This is a genomic window from Vibrio coralliirubri (assembly GCF_024347375.1).
Taxonomy (GTDB): domain Bacteria; phylum Pseudomonadota; class Gammaproteobacteria; order Enterobacterales; family Vibrionaceae; genus Vibrio; species Vibrio coralliirubri.
Genome location: NZ_AP025470.1, coordinates 1397551 through 1417722 on the forward strand (window position 1 = coordinate 1397551; position 20172 = coordinate 1417722).

16 protein-coding genes are annotated in these 20172 nt (G+C 45.1%); 15 read left to right on the forward strand and 1 reads right to left on the reverse strand.

Going from position 1 to position 20172, the window contains the following annotated elements; genetic code table 11:
• Window positions 1-39: 39 nt before the first annotated feature.
• From OCV20_RS06555 to OCV20_RS06580, 6 genes are all read left to right on the forward strand, one after another.
• On the forward strand, window positions 40-1428 hold the full coding sequence (locus OCV20_RS06555) for a di-heme oxidoreductase family protein (RefSeq protein WP_086774884.1): 1389 nt from the start codon (window positions 40-42) through the stop codon (window positions 1426-1428).
• Between the two features lie 159 nt (window positions 1429-1587).
• Entirely contained in the window at window positions 1588-2649 is a 1062-nt protein-coding gene (locus OCV20_RS06560) for an imelysin family protein (protein WP_086774883.1), read from the forward strand.
• Window positions 2639-3727 carry a DUF1513 domain-containing protein gene (locus OCV20_RS06565; protein WP_086774882.1) on the forward strand — a complete coding sequence of 363 codons (1089 nt, stop codon included), beginning with the start codon at window positions 2639-2641 and terminating at the stop codon, window positions 3725-3727. Before OCV20_RS06560 ends, OCV20_RS06565 begins: the two co-directional genes overlap by 11 nt.
• Window positions 3728-3807: 80 nt before the next feature.
• Entirely contained in the window at window positions 3808-5346 is a 1539-nt protein-coding gene (locus OCV20_RS06570; protein ID WP_050621241.1) for a L,D-transpeptidase family protein, read from the forward strand.
• Between the two features lie 198 nt (window positions 5347-5544).
• Window positions 5545-6093: a peptidoglycan L,D-endopeptidase MepK gene (gene mepK / locus OCV20_RS06575; protein WP_086774881.1), complete on the forward strand. Its 549-nt coding sequence runs from the start codon at window positions 5545-5547 to the stop codon at window positions 6091-6093.
• Window positions 6094-6298: 205 nt separating this feature from the next.
• On the forward strand, window positions 6299-6952 hold the full coding sequence (locus OCV20_RS06580) for an MBL fold metallo-hydrolase (RefSeq protein ID WP_050643845.1): 654 nt from the start codon (window positions 6299-6301) through the stop codon (window positions 6950-6952).
• 111 nt (window positions 6953-7063) lie between these two features.
• On the opposite strand, the gene OCV20_RS06585 is transcribed toward OCV20_RS06580, so the two are convergent.
• Window positions 7064-7864: a DUF2982 domain-containing protein gene (locus tag OCV20_RS06585; protein ID WP_086774880.1), complete on the reverse strand. Its 801-nt coding sequence runs from the start codon at window positions 7862-7864 to the stop codon at window positions 7064-7066.
• Window positions 7865-8084: 220 nt separating this feature from the next.
• Between OCV20_RS06585 and OCV20_RS06590 the strand changes: the two genes are divergently transcribed.
• From OCV20_RS06590 to OCV20_RS06630, 9 genes are all read left to right on the forward strand, one after another.
• A complete protein-coding gene (locus OCV20_RS06590; RefSeq protein ID WP_017060956.1) occupies window positions 8085-8477 on the forward strand; it encodes a hypothetical protein in 393 nt (130 codons plus the stop codon).
• 576 nt (window positions 8478-9053) lie between these two features.
• Window positions 9054-10148, forward strand: coding sequence for a TRAP transporter substrate-binding protein (locus OCV20_RS06595; protein WP_050052955.1), 1095 nt, complete (start codon window positions 9054-9056; stop codon window positions 10146-10148).
• Between the two features lie 228 nt (window positions 10149-10376).
• A complete protein-coding gene (locus OCV20_RS06600; protein WP_029405356.1) occupies window positions 10377-10922 on the forward strand; it encodes a TRAP transporter small permease subunit in 546 nt (181 codons plus the stop codon).
• 9 nt (window positions 10923-10931) lie between these two features.
• Window positions 10932-12215, forward strand: a complete 1284-nt coding sequence (locus OCV20_RS06605) for a TRAP transporter large permease (protein ID WP_019821215.1) — start codon at window positions 10932-10934, stop codon at window positions 12213-12215.
• A gap of 104 nt (window positions 12216-12319) precedes the next feature.
• On the forward strand, window positions 12320-13675 hold the full coding sequence (locus OCV20_RS06610; protein WP_086774879.1) for a cache domain-containing protein: 1356 nt from the start codon (window positions 12320-12322) through the stop codon (window positions 13673-13675).
• Window positions 13668-14306, forward strand: coding sequence for a response regulator transcription factor (locus OCV20_RS06615; protein WP_017060961.1), 639 nt, complete (start codon window positions 13668-13670; stop codon window positions 14304-14306). The genes OCV20_RS06610 and OCV20_RS06615 overlap by 8 nt, the downstream gene beginning before the upstream one ends.
• Before the next feature lie 169 nt (window positions 14307-14475).
• Window positions 14476-16074, forward strand: a complete 1599-nt coding sequence (locus OCV20_RS06620; protein WP_048607166.1) for a BCCT family transporter — start codon at window positions 14476-14478, stop codon at window positions 16072-16074.
• Window positions 16075-16345: 271 nt separating this feature from the next.
• Window positions 16346-17917 (forward strand): BCCT family transporter, encoded by a 1572-nt coding sequence (locus OCV20_RS06625; RefSeq protein ID WP_048607163.1) that lies wholly within the window; start codon window positions 16346-16348, stop codon window positions 17915-17917.
• Window positions 17918-18239: 322 nt separating this feature from the next.
• A complete protein-coding gene (locus OCV20_RS06630; protein WP_048613181.1) occupies window positions 18240-20123 on the forward strand; it encodes a methyl-accepting chemotaxis protein in 1884 nt (627 codons plus the stop codon).
• Window positions 20124-20172: the final 49 nt, after the last annotated feature.

Consider the following 20172-nt stretch of genomic DNA (forward strand, 5'->3'; position numbering starts at 1 on the left):
CACATAAAAACTAAAATCAAAAGCACAGCAAGGCAATGTATGAAGTCGTATCTCTCAGCCTCACTATTAACCGCACTGTTTTTCTTATCTCCGCTACACGCCCATGAAACCTACTCTGGTGGCAAAACGACCGTGAAGAAAGAGGGAGCGAACGCTTTTTCTCTTCCTGCTGCTAACCTACCCATGAGTAAACGCTTAGATTTCAGCGTAGGTAACAGCTTTTTTAGAAACCCTTGGGTACCCGCACCTTCATCAACCGATGCTCGTGATGGTCTTGGCCCACTGTTTAACACCAACGGCTGCCAAAACTGTCATATCAAAGATGGCCGAGGTCACGCGCCAGAAAAAGGCGATGAGAATGCGGTTTCAATGTTGGTTCGCTTAAGCATTCCAGCGGAAACGCCAGAACAGAGGCAAGCCTTCATTCGAGATGGTGGTATTCCTGAGCCGACGTACGGCGGCCAGCTACAAGATTTTGCACTTCAAGGGGTAAAACCAGAGGGCAAAGTGAACATTAGCTACACGGATGTTCCTGTTGAATTCAAAGACGGCACAGTCGTTACTCTGCGTAAACCCACTTTAAAGATCACCGATCTTGCTTTCGGTGAAATGCACCCTAAAACAGAATTCTCAGCTCGAGTCGCGCCGCCAATGATTGGCCTTGGTCTGCTTGAGAGTATTCCAAAAGAAACGATTCTAGGATTTGCAGAGCAGCAATTGGCTGACAAGCAAGGTGTGTCGGGTAAAGCTAACTATGTTCTTGATGTTCAAACCAATGAAATGGCGCTAGGTCGTTTTGGTTGGAAAGCCGGGCAGCCAAACTTAATGCAGCAAAACGCGGCGGCATTTAACGGTGACTTAGGCCTGACAAGCAGCTTATTCCCGAATGAAAACTGCACATCAGCGCAATCAACTTGTGATGATTTTCCAAATGGTGGCGAGCCTGAAGTCAGCGACAACATCTTAGATTTTGTTGAGTTTTATTCGCAGCATCTCGCGGTACCTATTCGTCGTAATGTCGATAACCCAACGGTTGTTCAAGGTAAAAAGCTGTTCAAAGAGATTGGTTGTCAAAGCTGTCACCAAGCTGAAATTCGCACAGCAGAGCGTGAAGGTCTGCCTGCTCTTTCGAAACAGTTGATTAGCCCATACACCGATATGCTTTTGCATGATATGGGTGAAGGTTTAGCCGACAATCGCCCAGAATATCTTGCCAACGGCCAAGAGTGGCGTACCACACCACTTTGGGGATTAGGTTATACCAAAGAAGTGAATGGTCATACGTTCTTACTTCATGACGGTCGCGCAAGAAACGTTATGGAAGCAGTACTTTGGCATGGTGGCGAAGCTGAAATGGCAAAACAAAAAGTATTAGCTTTGAGTAGCAGTGAACGCGAAGCACTACTAGCGTTTTTGGACTCATTATAGGCTGTCTTGAATTCAGTTAAGCCAACGGCTTAGTTACTTAAGAAAGCCGCTAACAAAAGACTGACTACCGCTGAACTTGTAGCAATACGAGGTCAGCGGTCGTTTCATATTTATTGAACTCATATAATTAAAAGAAAAACTAGGAAGTAAGGTAACAGCATGGCACGTAAATTTTTGTTAATGCCTTTATCGGTATTAGTCATAGCAGGCTGTCAATCATCGGGTGAGCAAGCCGCTCCATCTGAGGTTAACGGTGTCTCTTATCAAGCAGACACAACCAATCATATTAGTCGCAGTGTTTATCAGCAGGAGTTTGATTCTGCCGTCCTATTCGCCAAGCAAGCCAACGAGCTGGAAGTCTTGATGCAAGGGTACTGCCAAACTAATGATGTTGAGTTAGATACTTTGAAAAATCAGTGGCAGCTCACTATGAACAGTTGGATGGCACTGCAAGGACAAGAGAGAGGCCCAACAGCGGCATTAGAAGAGAGCTGGAATGTTCAATTCTGGCCAGACAAAAAGAACACTACCGGCCTAAAAATGCGTCAGCTGACTCAGCAAGATAAAGCTTGGTCTCAAGATGAAATTGCTCAACAGAGTGTGACGGTTCAAGGACTAGGTGCGCTCGAGTGGTCTCTGTACGACGAGCAATCTCCACTACTGCAAGATAAAGCGTCTGGCTGTCTATCTTCACAAGCTATTGCACAAAACTTGGCGATGAAATCGGCCTCTATTGCTGAGGCTTGGCAGGTTAACCCTTGGTTAGCGTTAGACGAGATGCGTTGGGAATCTGAATACATCGCTTTACTGACTAACCAACTTGATTACAGCATGAAAAAGCTGAGTCGCCCAATGGCTAAAATTGGTCATCCACGCCCATATTTCTCGGAATCTTGGCGCGCTCAAACCTCAATGACTCAGTTGAAAGCGAACGTAGCGGCGCTAGAGAAATTGTACTTAGCTGATGGTAATGGTCTTGATGGTTTATTGAGAGAAAAGGGCTTAAATGACCTTGCCGATCGTGTTGCAGCCCAGTTCACTCTAACCTTAGATACTTGGCCTACAGACTCAAGCTTGTTTGAGTTACTGCAGAGTAAAGAAGGCTACCGAGATGTGCTGACTCAATACAACAAACTAGAACGTTTGAAGTACCTGATTCATGAAGAAGTAGCGATAGAGCTTGGCGTGGTAATAGGATTTAATGCTACCGATGGTGACTGATAATACGCGAAGATCGCTACTCAAGGCTGCACTAGGTTGTGCAGCTGTTCCATTGCTTCCGTTTGGCTGTGCGACTCGAAAGGATGAGGCGAGTGCGTCGAACGATCCCCAACTGATTGGTTGTGCGCTGAATGGGCGAGGTCAATATTCAGCGGTTGTGGCTGACGAATTTGGAATGCCAATGAGTCAACTACCAATCCCAGATCGTGGACATGGCGTTGCTATTTGCCCAACCTCATCGCATGCGGTGGTTTTTGCTCGTCGTCCTGGTGACTATTTTATGGTGTTTGACTATAAAAGTGGTCAGCAGATCAAAATGACAGTGAAAGGTAACAACCGCCACTTCTATGGTCATGGCGTTTACTCATTGGATGGTAAGTTACTGTATGCCACTGAAGGTAAAACGGACACCAGCCAAGGCGTGATTGGCGTTTACGATGTCGCGCAAGGCTATCGTAAGGTCGAAGAGTTCACTGGTTTCGGTATCGGCCCACATGAAGTGATCATCATGCCTGATGGTAATCTCGCGATTGGTGTTGGTGGCGTTCATACTGATGGCAGAACACCGAAAAACCTCGATTCAATGCTGCCTAGTTTGAGTTATGTTTCTCCTGAAGGCGTGTTACTTGATCAGGTTGAACTGCTAGACAAGAAGCTGAGTATTCGACACTTAGCCCATGATGGTGCTGAAACTGTGCTTTGTGGTCAGCAATATCGTGGTGAGCCAGACGAGTATCCTTCGCTTTTGGCGATGCATACCAAAGGTGGGCAGTTTGAATCACTGAACGCAGAGCCTGAGCAATGGGCAAGATTCAATCACTACATCGCAAGTATTGCGGCGTCAGATGATTGGATTATCGCGACCTCGCCAAGAGGGAATTGCTACGGTATTTGGTCTAAAGAGAGCAAAGAATTAGTCGAGCTGTCTGCACTGTCGGATGCCTCTGGTGCTGTGTTACTTGATGGAGAGTTTCGACTCAGCTCTGGGGCGGGCAGTGTGGTTAGCCAGCGCAAGCCTTATGAGAAATCAACTCTGCAATCATCGGTCCAGTGGGATAACCATTGGAGTTCTATCTGATTTATAAAGCCGCTTAAAAATAACATGCTTACTCCTATATCTTTGCCATACTTATGGGATGATTGATGATGGAGTTAAGCATGTTCGCGAAATACTTCTGTGGATTACTAGTTTTAGTCTCTGTGCATGCATGGAGCTATACGAGTTCTGACGAGAGCCGCTTCATTCCGGCTGATTCAGAACTCTCTTACATGCTTATATATCCAGAGCTCACACAGAGTATCTATCAAGACACTTCTCTGCCTATCCTTTGGGATTCTCCTGAGCTGGTTAAAGCGTTTGAGTTCCAATTGTCGCTTCTTGAACAAGCGCAAATGGCACCGCTTTTTGAACGACAACTCAAGCAAATCCGCCAGTATCAATCTCGTCGTCAATGGCAAGAGTTAGACATCTTACTCACCGATACCTTTATCTATTACCTAAGCTACGTTGAAAACGCGCCGCTTGCCGGTAAAGAATGGTACTTCTCGGGTAAGCTGCATTCTAAGTTGCCGCCACCTTCGCCGCATATTCTGATGAGACTGAAAAGCAGCGTTGCTAATGATTACTTATTGGAGATGGTGTTGTCTTACGCGCCGCCTGTCGGGGATTTTGACCAATTTAAGGCGACCTATTCCGTGTTGGAAACCGCGTCTGAACTCAATATAGAACGATACAGACAGAAAGGATTGAAACGCTTGGGAGACTCGCTCTCGGACAAAGCGACTTTGGTTGAGCGTATTGCATTGGTCGGCGTTGATACCTCGATGATCGCGGTCGATTTCCCTGAGTTCGATCGAGATCTGCAAAAGGCGATTAAATCTTTCCAACGCATGCACGGTCTTACGGATGATGGGATCATCGGGCCAGACACGATCAAATGGATCAACATGGGTTTTGATGATCGGTTGAGTTCTTTGGCTCTGAATGCAGAACGCGTTCGTTTGTGGCCAAGAGACAGAGACTCTCTTATCGTGGTCAACGTGCCTAGCTTTGATATGAAGTATTGGGAAGATGGCGAAGAGGTGTTTGAGTCTAAAGTCGTGGTAGGCAGAAAATCGCGAAAAACGCCGCTTTTAGAGATAAACCTAGATTCGGTCATTCTAAACCCGACTTGGAACGTGCCATGGAAAATCATGGTCAAAGACATCCTGCCCAAAGTAAAAGCCGACGAAAGCTATCTTGAAACGAACAACTTCCAAGTGATTGACGGTTGGCGTTCAATGGAAACCGTCGACACCACCGAGATAGATTGGCAGACCATCAACTTCAATTCTTTCCCATATCGAATGCGTCAGCAGGCAGGCTCACGCAACGCACTAGGCTTGTATAAGTTCAACACTCCCAATAAGCGCGCGATCTATCTGCACGATACACCAAGTAAAGGTCTGTTTAATGACGACTTCCGAGCTTATAGCTCAGGTTGCATACGTGTTGAGCATGCAGAAGAACTGGCTGAGTTGTTGTTTGCGACCAAGGTAAGGAAGGTACCGAACCAAAATAGCAACCTTGCCCCGAATACCAAGGTTCGTCTCAAGAAGCGAATTCCAGTGCACATCATCTATCAAACCGTGTTGTTTGAAGAAGGAGGTATACAATACCGCGGCGATATCTACCAATATGATAAAGAGGGTGGTTGATTAAAACATGACCAATAAAGGTGATCTTGACCGAAAAATGACAACCAAGCTTCTATTGATAAAATTATAATGAGTATCAATAACTAACCGTGTAAAGGTTACAAATACTAACGTTTTGCGCGGTTTTTGTACGTTGACGCAGCAAATTCCATTATGTATCGTGCATTTTTCGTTCGATCTAATTGGTTTTTTTGCTGTATGTCTCAAAGTTTATTTTCACGCCGTCAGTTTCTGACTTACGCTGGTGGTACTGCTGTTGTCGCCTCTCTTACTCCTTCTATCGCTTTTGCTTCATACCCGGATCAACCAAGAACGATTAGCATGAACAATCTTCACACTGGTGAACGATTAGAGACTTGTTATTTCGATGGCACTAACTATGTTGGTGACGAGATGGCACGCCTTAGCAAACTGTGTCGCGATTTCCGTCGCAATGAAATCCACCCAATGGATAAGAACCTGTTTGATCAGATCACTCAGATTCAAAACGTGTTGGGTATTCAAAAAGAAGTTCAGGTGATCTCTGGTTATCGTTCTCCGGCGACTAATGAAGCCCTTCGTTCTAAGTCGAGTGGTGTCGCAAAGAAGAGTTACCACATGCTAGGTAAAGCGATCGATTTCCGTATCAATGGCGTTGACCTTAAAGAGCTGAGAGACGTAGCGAAAAGCTTGAACGCGGGTGGTGTCGGTTATTATGCGCGTAGCAACTTTATCCATATCGATACTGGTCCAGTCCGCAGCTGGTAGAGCTAAGCTGAGCTATTGAGTGATACGGTAGGCACTTGTCAAAGTAGACATCCAATGTCATAGTTTGCCCAAATTTCAGTTTGTTCCAATAACTCGGTTTATTGCTGCTCAGTTTGTTGCTGTTTAGTTTGTTATTGTTGGGTTTGTTACCAATAACATAGCGATATTCGAGTTGTTCACCAGATTCGCTCTTTAAGGTTTGTATATGTCTCTTAAGTATCAAGTTGTACCTGTTACCTCTTTCTCTCAGAACTGCTCGATTGTGTGGTGTGATGAAACCATGGAAGGCATCGTTGTCGATCCGGGCGGTGATGTTCAACAACTCGCGGCTATCATTGAAGAGCTCGGTGTTAAGGTTGTGAACTTGGTACTGACGCACGGTCACTTAGATCATGTTGGCGGTACGGTACCACTTGCTGAGATCTTGAAGGTGAATATTGTTGGCCCACATAAGGCAGACAACTTCTGGCTACAAGGTCTAGAGAATCAAAGTCAGATGTTTGGTTTCCCACTGTGTAAAGCTTTTGAACCAAACACTTGGTTAGAAGAGGGCGACAAAGTCACTTTTGGTAATCAAGTTATCGATGTGATTCACACACCGGGCCACACGCCAGGTCACGTTGTACTGTTCAGCGAGCAAGCTCGTTTAGCATTTGTGGGTGATGTGTTGTTCAATGGCGCAATTGGCCGTACTGACTTCCCACAAGGTGATTTCAATACGCTTATCTCTTCAATCAAGACTAAGCTTTGGCCACTAGGCAGTGACGTAACATTCGTTCCGGGCCATGGTCCTGAATCGACATTCGGTCGCGAGCGTGCATCAAACCCGTTCGTCGCAGATGAAATGCCTCTGTACTAATTAAATCTTTGATTGTCCGACCGATTATTTGTGTCGATTGATTGAAAATGAAGCTTAGTTTTTGTCCTGAAAGCTAAGCTTTTTTGTTGCGTGTGAACTTACTGGTAAACCTTAATCAGACAGGCGTTCAGCGGCAGCCAAGTAGCGTCGAGCCAGCCCCACAAACTCTTCTCCACTCATATTCAAATCATGGGTTGATATGAAAATGTCATAACCGTGGAAACCCCTTTGATACTTCATTCTGTTAGCAAGCATCGCCTGTAAGCCAGAATAGTCTTTAATCACCGCGTTTTGATTGTTTGTTTCATTCGGTGAATCAAGGTTGTTTTGTGATTGGTTATCGTTGAAATTAACGTCGTCGGTATTCTGTGACTCTTTATATTGGCTTAGTTCGACACAGCCACTTTCAGTACAACGCGCATGGTAATGCGATGAGTCGAGAACCATATCCTCAAAGTTGGACTCTTTGCCTGCTTGCTTGGCTCCTAAGTACAAAAGTGCTCGTTGGCTGAGCAATAATTCACACGTGATTTTAGGACAAATCGAATCGAGGTAGGGCGAGTAATCTTTTACCTTAATTCCGACCCACGGCAGGGGCTGATGCCAACCATCTTGTTCATAGGTACAAAGACCAATTTTTTGGATGTTACTCCATTTTAAAACCCAACCCCCTTTGTAAAAGTGCTGTTGAAAATGAGTCGGGGTGAGTGTGAACATCACTTGGCTGCGCAGCATCAAATAGTAGCCGGTTCCCAGAAGAGCAATACTGCAAAAAGCACCCACGATCAGTAACTTTGGATTGTCACTGTAAAGCGCAACGATCAAGCAAATGAAGCCTAAAATAACCGCGAGGATACGGTATGAGCGAGTGAATGAAGGCAAAGAGAAATTACTAAGGTGACGAGCGTCCATAGGCAACACCAAGTTTTCATATTTTTGTCTGGATGGATAACCAGTGTATATGACCCTGAATTGATAAGTCGATGTTTAAATAATAGACGCTAGTAGACAATATCGGTATTTTTCGTCGACTTTCGACGCTTCACTCTACAAATAGCTCCTGTTTTTTGGTATAAATCGCGCTTCAAATTTTCACCACTGCGAAAAGAGCAGTGAACTGGAGAAATATTCAATGAGACTTGCTCATAAGCGTAAGGTGCAGGCTAAACTGCAGAAACGCACTAAAGCGGCTGTAGTTAAAGCAGTGGCAACGCCGAAAAAAGCGAAGCCTGTCGCAGAGAAAGTTGTAGCAGAAAAAACTGTAGCAGCAAAACCAGCGGTAGAGAAAGCAGTAGCAGCAACTAAAGAAGTTGCAGTAGCACTGACTCCTAAGCAACAACAAGTTCTAGACATCGTTGTTAGCAATGCTGAAGGCATTAACCCTAAAGGTATCGGCCTAGAAGCTGGTCAAGAAGACGCGAAAGCAGCTTCATGGGCAACAGGCGCATTGAAAAAACTTCTTGAAGAAAACCTAGTAGCGAAAGAGCAGCTAGCAGGTAACAAGGTTATCTACAAAGCTATCTAATCCTGTGGGATTACATTCGCTTCGTTAAGTTTTTAAGCCTCGATTTTCGAGGCTTTTTTGTATCTGGCACATTATGCCAAGCCCAAGCCCAAGCCCAAGCCCAAGCCCAAATCTAAACTCAAGCCTAAACCTAGGCTCTATAATCTCACTTCCAATTCGATATACGGCTTAACTGATTACTGTTGTCTCGTGTCTGAGCTTCGAATCAGCAAGCACTAAAGTAGGGCGTTAGCTAGGTAGAATAAGAGAGCAAAGCCTTGATTGCTTTCCCTAAAATACAGCAATGAATAGAGCTTCATCACGAAATGGCAATCAATTGTTAAGAGTATTTAATTATTAATACTTAGGTATTTATCAATAAGCATTTTTCTGATGAATGAGCTTAATCCTTTAAAATCGACATTACCCAATCATCTCCTACGTAGTTCTACGTAATCCTTTGGTCTAATACGCAGTTTGTGTATGTCCGTCGTGCGTGCTCTCCCTGATATCTTGTTGCCTCATCACGGTGCACTCTTATGTTGAATCATAAAAAATGCTCATAGAAAGAGTGTTAACCCAACAAAGGACGTGAACATGAGTCTCATTTCTAACTCCCTCACACGAGTTTTTAAAAACGTTGCAGTAACTGCTGCGGCTTGTTTAGCTTTGGTCGCTACTGGTGCTACAGCCGCTGATAAGGTTTACCGTTTAAAACTTGCGGAAACTTGGGGACCAAACTTCCCCGTTTTCGGTGATGCAACCAAAAACATGGCGGCGATGGCTGAGAAGATGTCGAATGGTCGACTGCAAATCAGAATCGATTCAGCAAACAAACACAAAGCCCCTCTAGGCGTTTTTGACATGGTTAAGTCTGGTCAATACGACATGGGTCACTCAGGCTCTTACTACTGGAAAGGTAAAGTTCCAAACACTCTTTACTTCACTTCTATGCCTTTCGGTATGACGCCAGCAGAACAATACGCGTGGTTCTATCACGGTGGCGGTATGGAGTTGATGGAGCAGGTTTACTCTCCACATAACTTGATGTCGTTCCCAGGTGGTAACACGGATATTCAGATGGGGGGGTGGTTTCAAAAAGAGATCAACAGCGTTGAAGATCTACAAGGTCTGAAAATGCGAATCCCTGGCTTTGCGGGTGAGATTCTTGCAGAGCTAGGCGCTAAGCCGACAAACATTGCCCCAGGTGAGCTTTACACCTCTTTGGAGCGTCGCACAATCGATGCACTGGAGTGGGTAGGCCCATCACTTGATCTACGTATGGGTTTCCACAAAATCGCGCCTTACTACTACACAGGTTGGCATGAGCCGGGTTCAGAGCTTCAATTCCTAGTGAATAAGCGTACATGGAACAAGCTTCCTGAAGACCTACAAGAGATCTTGCGTGTTGCCATGCGTACAGCGGCTTACGACATGTACACACAAGCTACGCACGAAAGTGGTAAGAACTGGGTTTCAATGAAGACAGAGTACCCAGATGTACAAGTAAAAGATTTCCCGCCAGAGGTAATGTCTGCACTGAAAGAAGCGAACGATCGTCTTCTTGCTGAGCACGCTGAGAAAGATGCATTGGCAAAAGAGATTCAAGCTTCACAAGCAGCTTACCTAGAGCAAGTACGTTCATGGACGGATATTTCACACAGAGCTTATCTAAATAGCCAAGCGAAATAATCGACTGTTGTTGAACTGAAGTTAAATGAACCCAAAGCTTTTCTTGTTAGGTAACTAAGAGTGATTAAGCGGCGGGTTCATTTTAAACATAATAACTAAGCAGGATAAATCCTGTATTACGCTCAAGAACCCTTTCTACGTCGTGCCTATTGCTAGCTATAAACTGAATTGTTTTTAGTTGGGTTAGCTGTACTGCAAGATGTCTTTTCAAATTCCATGGAGTCGGGAATGCGAAGTCTAATTTATATTGAACGCGTGTTTAATCGTATCGGTGATGCACTGGGATGGCTTTCCAGTATGTTGTTTATTCTACTTATCGCCAACGTTGTGTATGACGTTGTCATGAGATATGCCTTCAATGATGTCTCAATCGCTTTCCAAGAAATGGAATGGCACCTCTTCTCAGCCGTTTTCCTATTAGGTGTTCCTTATGCCATCAAGGCTGGTGGTCATGTTCGAGTGGATGTGTTCTACGAGCAACTGAGCTTCAAGGCGCAAGCGATTATTGACCTGCTCGGCACACTTATCTTTCTGATGCCTTTCTGTTTGCTGGTTGCTTGGTTTGGTATTGATGTGGCCAAAGAGAGCTATAACCTCGGCGAAACCTCAGGTGACCCGGGTGGTTTGCCATATCGCTGGATCATCAAAGCCATGATCCCGCTGTCATTCTTCTTAATGGCACTCAGTGGCGTTGGTTTGATTCTGCATTCGCTGAACAAGATTTTTAATCCGCACCTTATCCATGCAAACAATACTCACACAAAGAATAAGTAGAGGCTGAACATGATTGGAATAGTAATGTTTTTCGTAGCCTTGTTTGCACTTTTACTTGGCTTCCCAGTGGCGTTCACCTTTGGTGGTATCGCGTTAATCTTTGGTGTTTGGGCTGAAGGCATCGAAATGTTTGCCTTCATGCCATATCGAATTCAATCAATCATGGAAAACACGGTGCTGATGGCCGTTCCATTGTTTGTTTTCATGGGGCTTGTTCTGCAAAAGACTAAGCTTGCTGAGCAGTTGCTTGAGTCAATGGGGCGACTGTTTGGTGGTGTGCGTGGTGGTATCGCAATCTCGACGGTACTGGTAGGTTCACTGCTTGCTGCTTCTACTGGCGTAGTAGGAGCTTCGGTAGTGGCGATGGGTCTTATCTCGTTACCAGTAATGCTCAAGTACAATTACGACAAAGGCTTAGCCTGCGGCACTATTTGTGCGTCTGGTACGCTAGGGCAGATCATTCCACCATCCATCGTATTGATTCTATTGGGTGACGTTCTAGGTGTTCCAGTAGGCGACTTGTTCCAAGCGGCGATTTGGCCCGGCGTGATGCTGGTCGGCGCGTACATCGTTTATATCTTGATATACGCGAAGCTACACCCTGAAGCGGCTCAACCGATTGAACGTGATGACTCCATCAGCCGTAAGCAAGAAGTGTTTAATGCACTGAAAGCGATTCTTCCCCCTTTAGCACTCATTATTGTTGTACTCGGCTCTATCTTCGCAGGTGTTGCTACGCCAACAGAGTCAGCGGCATTAGGTGGCGCGGGTGCGATGATACTTGCACTGCTTTACGGTCAGTTTAGTTGGTCGATGGTGTATGACGCGTCGAAAGAGACGGTGAAAGTAACGGCGATGGTATTTGCTATCTTGCTGGGTGCAACGGCATTCTCAATGGCGTTTACCTACACTGGTGGTGACTATCTGGTTGAAGAGTGGATGCTACAACTGCCAGGTGAGAAATGGGGCTTCCTGATCATTACCATGTTGGTGATTTTGATTTTGGGTTTCTTTATCGACTTCGTAGAGATCTGTTTCATCATCGTGCCGATCATTGCGCCTGTTGCTGAACTGATGGGCATCAATATGACTTGGTTCGCTATCCTTATTGCGATGAACCTGCAAACCTCATTCTTAACGCCGCCATTTGGTTTTAGTCTGTTCTATCTAAAAGGCGTAGCACCTAAAGGTGTGACAACTAAGGACATCTACCGAGGCGTGATGCCGTTCATTCTGATTCAAATCCTCGTACTTGGATCACTTCTCGCTTTCCCATCTTTCTATGGAATGTGAGTGAAGCCAAGAATGTGAATGATATGTTTCAACGGCTATCTATAAATTGCTAAAGTAAAACGGCTTATTGATGTTCATTAAGCCGTTTTTTGTGAGGGAAAGGAATGCCTCTAAAAGCCAAGCTGATTTTGCTGACGCTGCTCCCGTTGCTGCTGGTAACGGCGAGTATTAGTTGGATCTCGCTGCACCAGACTAAGACGTTAGGTGCTAAAGAAGTCGAGATCTTTAGAGACAGCCTAATCAAGTCGCGTGAAAACGCCCTCAAAGACACGGTTGACCTCGCATTCGACGCCATAGAACACGTCTATAACGATCCAAATATCCAAGAAGCCCAAGCCAAAAAAAAAGTTCGAACCATATTGTCTAAACTTAGATATGGCTCTGATGGGTATTTCTTCGCATACGATCGCCACGGGACCAACTTGGTTCATCCAATTCAGCCAGAATTGATAGGCCAAAACCTACTCCAACTGCAAGATGAAGATGGCGACTTTCTGATAGAGGCTCTGTTAAGAGAGGCGCAAACCGGAGGTGGGTTTCACCAGTATTTGTGGCAAAAGCCGTCGACGGGTGAGGTGGTGTCTAAGTTGAGCTACGCTGCTTGGTTAGAGCGATGGGACTGGATGATTGGCACCGGCTTGTATATTGAAGATGTACACCAAGAAGTGGCTTCGATGCAGGCTGAGATTAATAATAATATTGAAACCACGTTCTTTTCGATTGTGGTGATTTTGAGCGTGACGGTCGCGGTCATCATCGTGCTGACCTTGGCCATTAACATGCATGAACATCGGATTGCGGATAACAACCTAAAGGAACTGGCGCATAAGACGGTGATGTTCCAAGAAGACGAGAAGAAGCATCTAGCACGTGAACTACATGATGGTATTAACCAATTATTAGTGTCGAGTCGTTGCCACTTAGAACTGCTCGGTAATAAGCTACAAAATGAAGACCTCAAAGCACATTTGAATAAGTCGCAGCATTCACTGATGCGAGCGATCGAGGAAGTGAGGCACATCTCGCATCAACTTCGCCCAAGTTCGTTGGATGACATAGGCTTAGAAGCGGCGCTGTCTTCGCTGTTATTAGATTTTCAGGCGCACTCGGGTATTGAAGTAGAAACCTTGTTTAGCACTCAACAGGGCAAGCTGAAATCTGAGGCTGCGACAACCTTATATCGCGTAGTGCAAGAGTCGCTGAATAACATCGAGAAACACGCGCAAGCGACCAAAGTAACGGTTATCGCGCAGCAAATTGGTAATGTGCTGCAGCTATTGATTCAAGATAACGGTGTCGGTTTCAACACCTATAAAGCGATGGAAAAACGAGGGATCGGGCTGCGTAACATGAGAGAGCGAGTGGAGTTCATCGGTGGTGACTTTGAATTGATGAGTGAGATTGGCCTCGGAACGGAAATTACAGTGTTACTGACACTAGAGGGATTAATGAATGAGTGAAGTTATTCGAGTTGTGATTGCTGATGATCACCAAGTGGTACTGGATGGCTTTATGGCGAGATTGGAACTCGAGCCAGATATTAGCGTGATAGGTACCGCCAGTAATGGGCTAGAAGCGGTAGAGGTGGTTAAGTCTCTGCGCCCTGATGTCGTGTTGATGGATATCAGCATGCCTATCATGAATGGCATTGATGCCACCCATCTGATCAAAGAAGAAGACCCAGAAGCCAAGGTACTGATGCTGACCATGCATAATAACCGTGAATACATCATGAAGGTGATGCAGTCGGGGGCTGTCGGTTACATGTTGAAAGAGATTTCGGCTGAAAAAATGGTGCAGGCAATCAAAACGGTCAATCAAGGCTCGACCTATTTCTGTGAAAAAGTCACGCAGAATTTGTTTACTCAGCCGATTACTCCTACGCCATCGGTCAAGAATCCATTGAGCAGACGTGAAGAGGCTGTGCTGAAATTAGTCGCAAAAGGGGAGAGCAGTAAAGAGGTCGCGAAGGCGCTGAATATCAGCTATCGAACGGTAGAAACCCATAGGCAAAATATTAAGCATAAGCTCGATATTCACTCTACGGCAGAGCTTGCAAAATATGCGGTCAGCTCCGGGCTTGTGGACTGATCTTACGCTAAATTACGTTAAATGTGTAATTTAATTACTAAATGTGTAATTTACGCCTCCTTTATGGAGGTTTTTTTAGTATTTTTGCGACAGGTTGATATTCTTCTTTTCGAAATTTAAGCGCCGAATGCAATGTTGCAAACTGTGCGCTGCAAATTAGAGAGGAAGCATGGAGCCTGTAAAAGATAGGTATAGTATTGAAAATACCGATTATACAGTAGGACAAGATAACGTTCAGAAATGGGGTTTTGATGTTCATAACCCAGTATTTGGAATCAGTGCAGGGGCGATCATTATCTTCCTGTTGGCACTTCTAGTCGCAGACCCTGAAACCGCAAAAGCGGCGCTTGATGGAATCAAATGGAAAGTCATTGGTAACTTCGATGGTTTCTTCATGTGGGCAGCAAACATCTTCGTAATTTTCTGTTTTGCCCTCATTGTCTCCCCGTATGGCAAGATACGTATTGGTGGCAATGATGCCAAAGCAGAGCACTCTAACCTATCTTGGATGTCGATGTTATTCGCCGCGGGAATGGGTATTGGTTTAATGTTCTGGGGTGTGGCTGAGCCAGTGGCTTACTTCACTGGCTGGTATGAAACGCCATTAGGTGTTGAAGCATACTCTCCTGAAGCGGCTAAGTTGGCGCTTGGTGCAACCATCTACAACTGGGGTCTACACGGTTGGGCGATTTACGCTGTTGTTGCTTTAGCGCTTGCTTTCTTCACCTTCAATAAAGGTTTACCTCTATCAATCCGCTCTATTTTCTATCCTATTTTGGGTGATAGAACTTGGGGTTGGTTTGGTCATATCGTTGATATCGTCGCTGTACTTGCAACACTATTTGGCCTTGCAACTTCACTGGGCTTAGGTGCTCAACAAGCAACAAGTGGTATTAACCATGTATTTGGTACCGATGGCGGGATTGGCATGCAGCTGATTGTTATCGCTGTGGTCACTTTCTTAGCAACAATGTCAGTGGTTCGTGGTATCAACGGTGGCGTAAAGCTTCTGAGTAATGTGAACATGCTGGTTGCTTTGGGCTTGCTTATCTTCGTTACCATCGCTGGTGGCATGGCGGGCATTAAAGCAATCCCAACCGCGCTAATGGGCTACATTGAAAACTTCATTCCTTTAAGTAATCCTCATGGTCGTGATGATGAAACGTGGATGCAAGGTTGGACGGTATTCTACTGGGCGTGGTGGATGTCTTGGTCACCATTCGTCGGCATGTTCATCGCTCGTATCTCTAAAGGTCGTACGATTCGTGAATTCATCGTTGCTGTATTGTTCATTCCAACGACTGTAATCATTATCTGGATGGCTATTTTCGGTGGTATCGCGATTGATCAAGTGGCGAACAAGGTGGGCGAGATTGGTATGAATGGTCTGCAAGATATTACACTTTCTCTTTTCCACACTTACGATGCACTGCCAATGAGCTCTGTGCTGTCAGTGGTATCGATTGGTTTGATTATGGTGTTCTTTATCACCTCGTCTGATTCAGGCTCATTGGTTATCGATAGCATTACCTCTGGCGGTAAAGTGGATGCTCCGGTTCCACAACGTGTATTTTGGGCGTTGATGGGCGGCGCGATTGCAGCGGTTCTACTATGGGTTGGTGGTACGGAATCTATTCAAGCACTGCAAGCTGGAACGGTATCAATGGCGCTACCATTTGCCTTCATATTATTGCTTATGTGCCTAAGCTTATTGCTAGGTTTACGAACTGAAAATCAATTGGTTAAGCACCAAAATGCTTTGAGTTAAAAGTATTTTTGATAAAAAGGTCGACAGGGTCGACCTTTTTTTCGTCATAAACTTGAGTAATTACGTGAATATTGTTTGAAATTCCATCGAACCGATTCTGGTTTACTGAAAACAACAAGTTAACCTGCTAAACTTCAGACATCCAAGTATTTGAATTATTGTGACAACAGCTTGTACTACTTGGATCGTAGGTTCGAGTTTGTGATTAAGTCGCAGGTAAGTAAGGAATACGAGGTCAATAGACCCTAATAGTATTCCGTAGAGAGGGATAATGACTAAAGGTATAGATAAATACAGTATCGACAGTACGGATTACACTGTCGGTCAAGATAACGTCCAAAAATGGGGTTTTGATGTTCATAACCCAGTATTTGGTATCAGTGCGGGACTTATCGCTTTGTTCCTGATCGGTGTTCTTATTACAGATACCGCTTCAGCAAAGGCTGCACTAGATGGCGTTAAAGGCCAGATTATCAATTCGTTTGATTGGCTTTTCATCTGGTCGGGTAATATTTTCGTAATTTTCTGCTTGGGCTTGATTGTTTCTCCATACGGCAAAATCCGCCTTGGTGGTGTTGATGCGACGGCAGATTACTCATTCATCTCTTGGCTATCGATGCTGTTTGCCGCAGGTATGGGTATCGGCTTGATGTTCTGGAGTGTGGCTGAGCCTGCTGCTTACTTCACGGGTTGGTTTGAAACTCCGTTAGGTGTTGAACCAAACACACCAGAAGCTGCAAAACTGGCATTGGGTGCAACCATGTATCACTGGGGTCTACACCCTTGGGCTATTTATGGCGTAGTAGCACTGTCACTTGCGTTTTTCTCTTACAACAAGGGACTGCCTCTTTCTATCCGTTCTATCTTTTACCCAATTTTAGGTGATAGAGCTTGGGGCTGGGCAGGTCACATTGTTGATATTCTTGCTGTACTTGCAACGCTATTTGGTCTGGCGACATCGTTAGGTCTTGGTGCACAACAAGCGGCAAGTGGTATTCAGCATGTATTCGGCATTGAAGCGGGCTTAGGTCTGCAAGTTATTGTGATTACAGCGGTGACTTTATTGGCGGTAGTATCAGTACTTCGCGGTATTGATGGTGGCGTTAAAGTTATCAGTAACATCAACATGTTGGTTGCTTTCCTACTGCTTATCTTAGTGGCTCTAATTGGCTACGCGGTGACTTTAGGTTCTATCCCAACAACATTGATGGCATACATTGAAAACATCATTCCGCTAAGTAACCCTCACGGTCGTGAAGATGAAACGTGGATGCACGGTTGGACTGTATTCTACTGGGCTTGGTGGATCTCATGGTCTCCATTCGTAGGTATGTTTATCGCACGTGTTTCTAAAGGTCGTACCGTTCGTGAGTTCATCACAGCAGTACTGATTGTACCGACTACAGTGACTATCATTTGGATGTCAGTATTCGGTGGCATGGCGATTGACCAAATCGTGAATAACGTTGGTATTCTTGGTCAAGACGGCCTAACGGATGTATCACTAGCAATGTTCCAAATGTTTGATGCACTGCCGTTCGGTACTCTGCTTTCAATCATTGCGGTTGTATTGGTTCTAGTATTCTTCATTACATCGTCTGACTCAGGCTCTCTAGTAATCGACAGCATCACCGCGGGTGGTAAAGTTGATACGCCTGTGCCTCAACGTGTGTTCTGGGCGTTCCTTGAAGGTGCTATTGCTGTTGCTCTATTGTGGGTTGGTGGTACTGAAGCAGTACAAGCTCTACAAGCGGGTGCAATCTCTACAGCATTGCCATTCACCATCATTCTATTACTGATGTGTGTGAGCTTGCTAATGGGTATGCGTACAGAAAAGCGCTAGGCTTTTTAAGCTGAAATCTACAGCAATTTATACGCAGTAGAGTGGTAAATAATATGAAGGCAGAAGAGGAAACTCTTCTGCCTTTTTTGTTTCTTCTTTACCATGTTTTTTGTCCATTTTTAGCGTGTAAAGTGCGATAAAAATTCTAATAACCGCAGAGATAATGCCGCCTTAAATTTGGCGACAAGCCAAGGAATTGACATTAGGTAAGCTTATGGTTTGATTAAAATTATATTCCGATATTAAATTGTGAAATCGCTCGAATTTAATACTGATATTGGGTAGTATGCGCGGGATTTCCCACCACTCGTGAAACTTTGACATGAAACTAACACTAAAGCAGAAGTTGATAGGTGCTAGCCTATCTGCTGTTGTCGTTATGGCTACAGCGTTGACTTGGTTATCAGCAAACCAATTATTTGAACAGACTCGTAATGGCGTATACCTACGAGCTGAAAGCGTATCTGAAGCAGCATCTGAAGGTATTAAAAACTGGATTGATATCCGTACTGACATCGCATCAGCATTTAATGAGTTTTCACGAGAAGGTGATGTTGTCCCTTTCCTGAGACAAGCTCGTGTAGCGGGTGGCTTTGACGATATCTTTTTAGGTACTCCAGAAGGTGGAATGTACCGTTCACATCCTGAACGTAATCGTGCAGATTACGATCCTCGTCAACGTCCTTGGTACCAAGAAGCAAACGCTGCAGGTAAGCAAATCATTACTACGGCTTACCAAGATGCAATCACCAAAGCACTGCTAGTAACGATCGCAGAACCTGTTCGCCACAACGGCCAACTTGTTGGTGTTGTTGGTGCAGACGTACTTATCGACCAATTGGTTAACGATGTAATCAGCCTTGATGTTGGTGACAACGCTTACGCAATGCTCATTGATGCCTCTGACGGCACATTCCTAGCACACCCAGATTCAGCACTAAGCTTGAAGCCAGTAAGCCAGCTTTCAAACGATATCTCTATGCCTATCATCGAAAACGCAGTGCGTACGGGGAGCATCGAGATCATCAAAGAGCGCGGCGCAGACAAGCTGCTTTACTTCACGAAGGTGCCTAACACTAACTGGATCTTCGCGGTTCAGATGGACAAAGCAACAGAAGAAGCGAACCACTCAACGCTACTTACTCAACTGATCATCACTGCTGTCATTATTACGCTCATCGTAATCGTACTCGTGTCTTGGTTAGTAAGCTTCCTATTCCGCGACCTAAACCGTGTTTCAGCAGCACTTGAAGAAATTGCTTCAGGTGAGGGCGACCTTACTCAACGTCTTGAGCCTAAGAGCGACGATGAAATTGGTCAGCTTGCTGCAAACTTCAACCGTTTTGTGGGCAACATGCACACCATGGTGATCAAGCTAAGCGAAGTATCTGCTGCGCTGGGCAACCAAGCGCGTCAAACGGCTTCTCAAGCTGAAGAACGTAGTGCTCGTATCCAAATGCAACAAGACGAGATCAACATGGTAGCAACAGCCGTTAACGAAATGGCTGCAGCAACACAAGAGATCGCAGGTAACGCAGACCACACTGCACAGAACTCATCTGAAGCGGTTGGCGCATGTGAGCACGGTACTGGTCAAGTAACACAGACTCAAAGCTCTATCCAAAACCTTGCTCAAGAAGTTCAAATCGCAACCAACGTGATTCTAGAGCTTGAAGAGCACGGCAACAGCATCAACGCTATCTTGTCTAACATTCAAGGTATTGCAGAACAAACGAACCTACTTGCACTTAACGCCGCTATTGAAGCTGCACGTGCCGGTGAGCAAGGTCGTGGTTTCGCAGTAGTAGCGGATGAAGTTCGAGTTCTGAGCCAACGTACACACGGTTCAACGCAAGAAATTCAACAAACGATTGAGTTGCTACAAGGTACAACAGGCAAAGCGGTTAACATCATGAACGATAGCCGTACTCTTGCTGAAACCAGTGTTGATGACGCGAACTCAGCGGCTGCAAGCCTAACGCAAATCCATGCAGCTGTTGAACGCATCAGCGACATGGCAACACAGATTGCTTCTGCTGCAGAAGAGCAAGCGTCAGTAACGTCTGAGATTACTCGTAATACTGAAGGAATCCGTGACGTATCTAACGAGCTAGCAGATGAAGCACACCAAGCTGCAGAGCAAGCTGCGCAGCTTTCTGAACTGTCTCACGAGCTAGAAAGCGAAATCAGCCGCTTCAAGCTGTAAGCGCTAACTGATAATTTGAAAGCCGAATGTGAATATCACATTCGGCTTT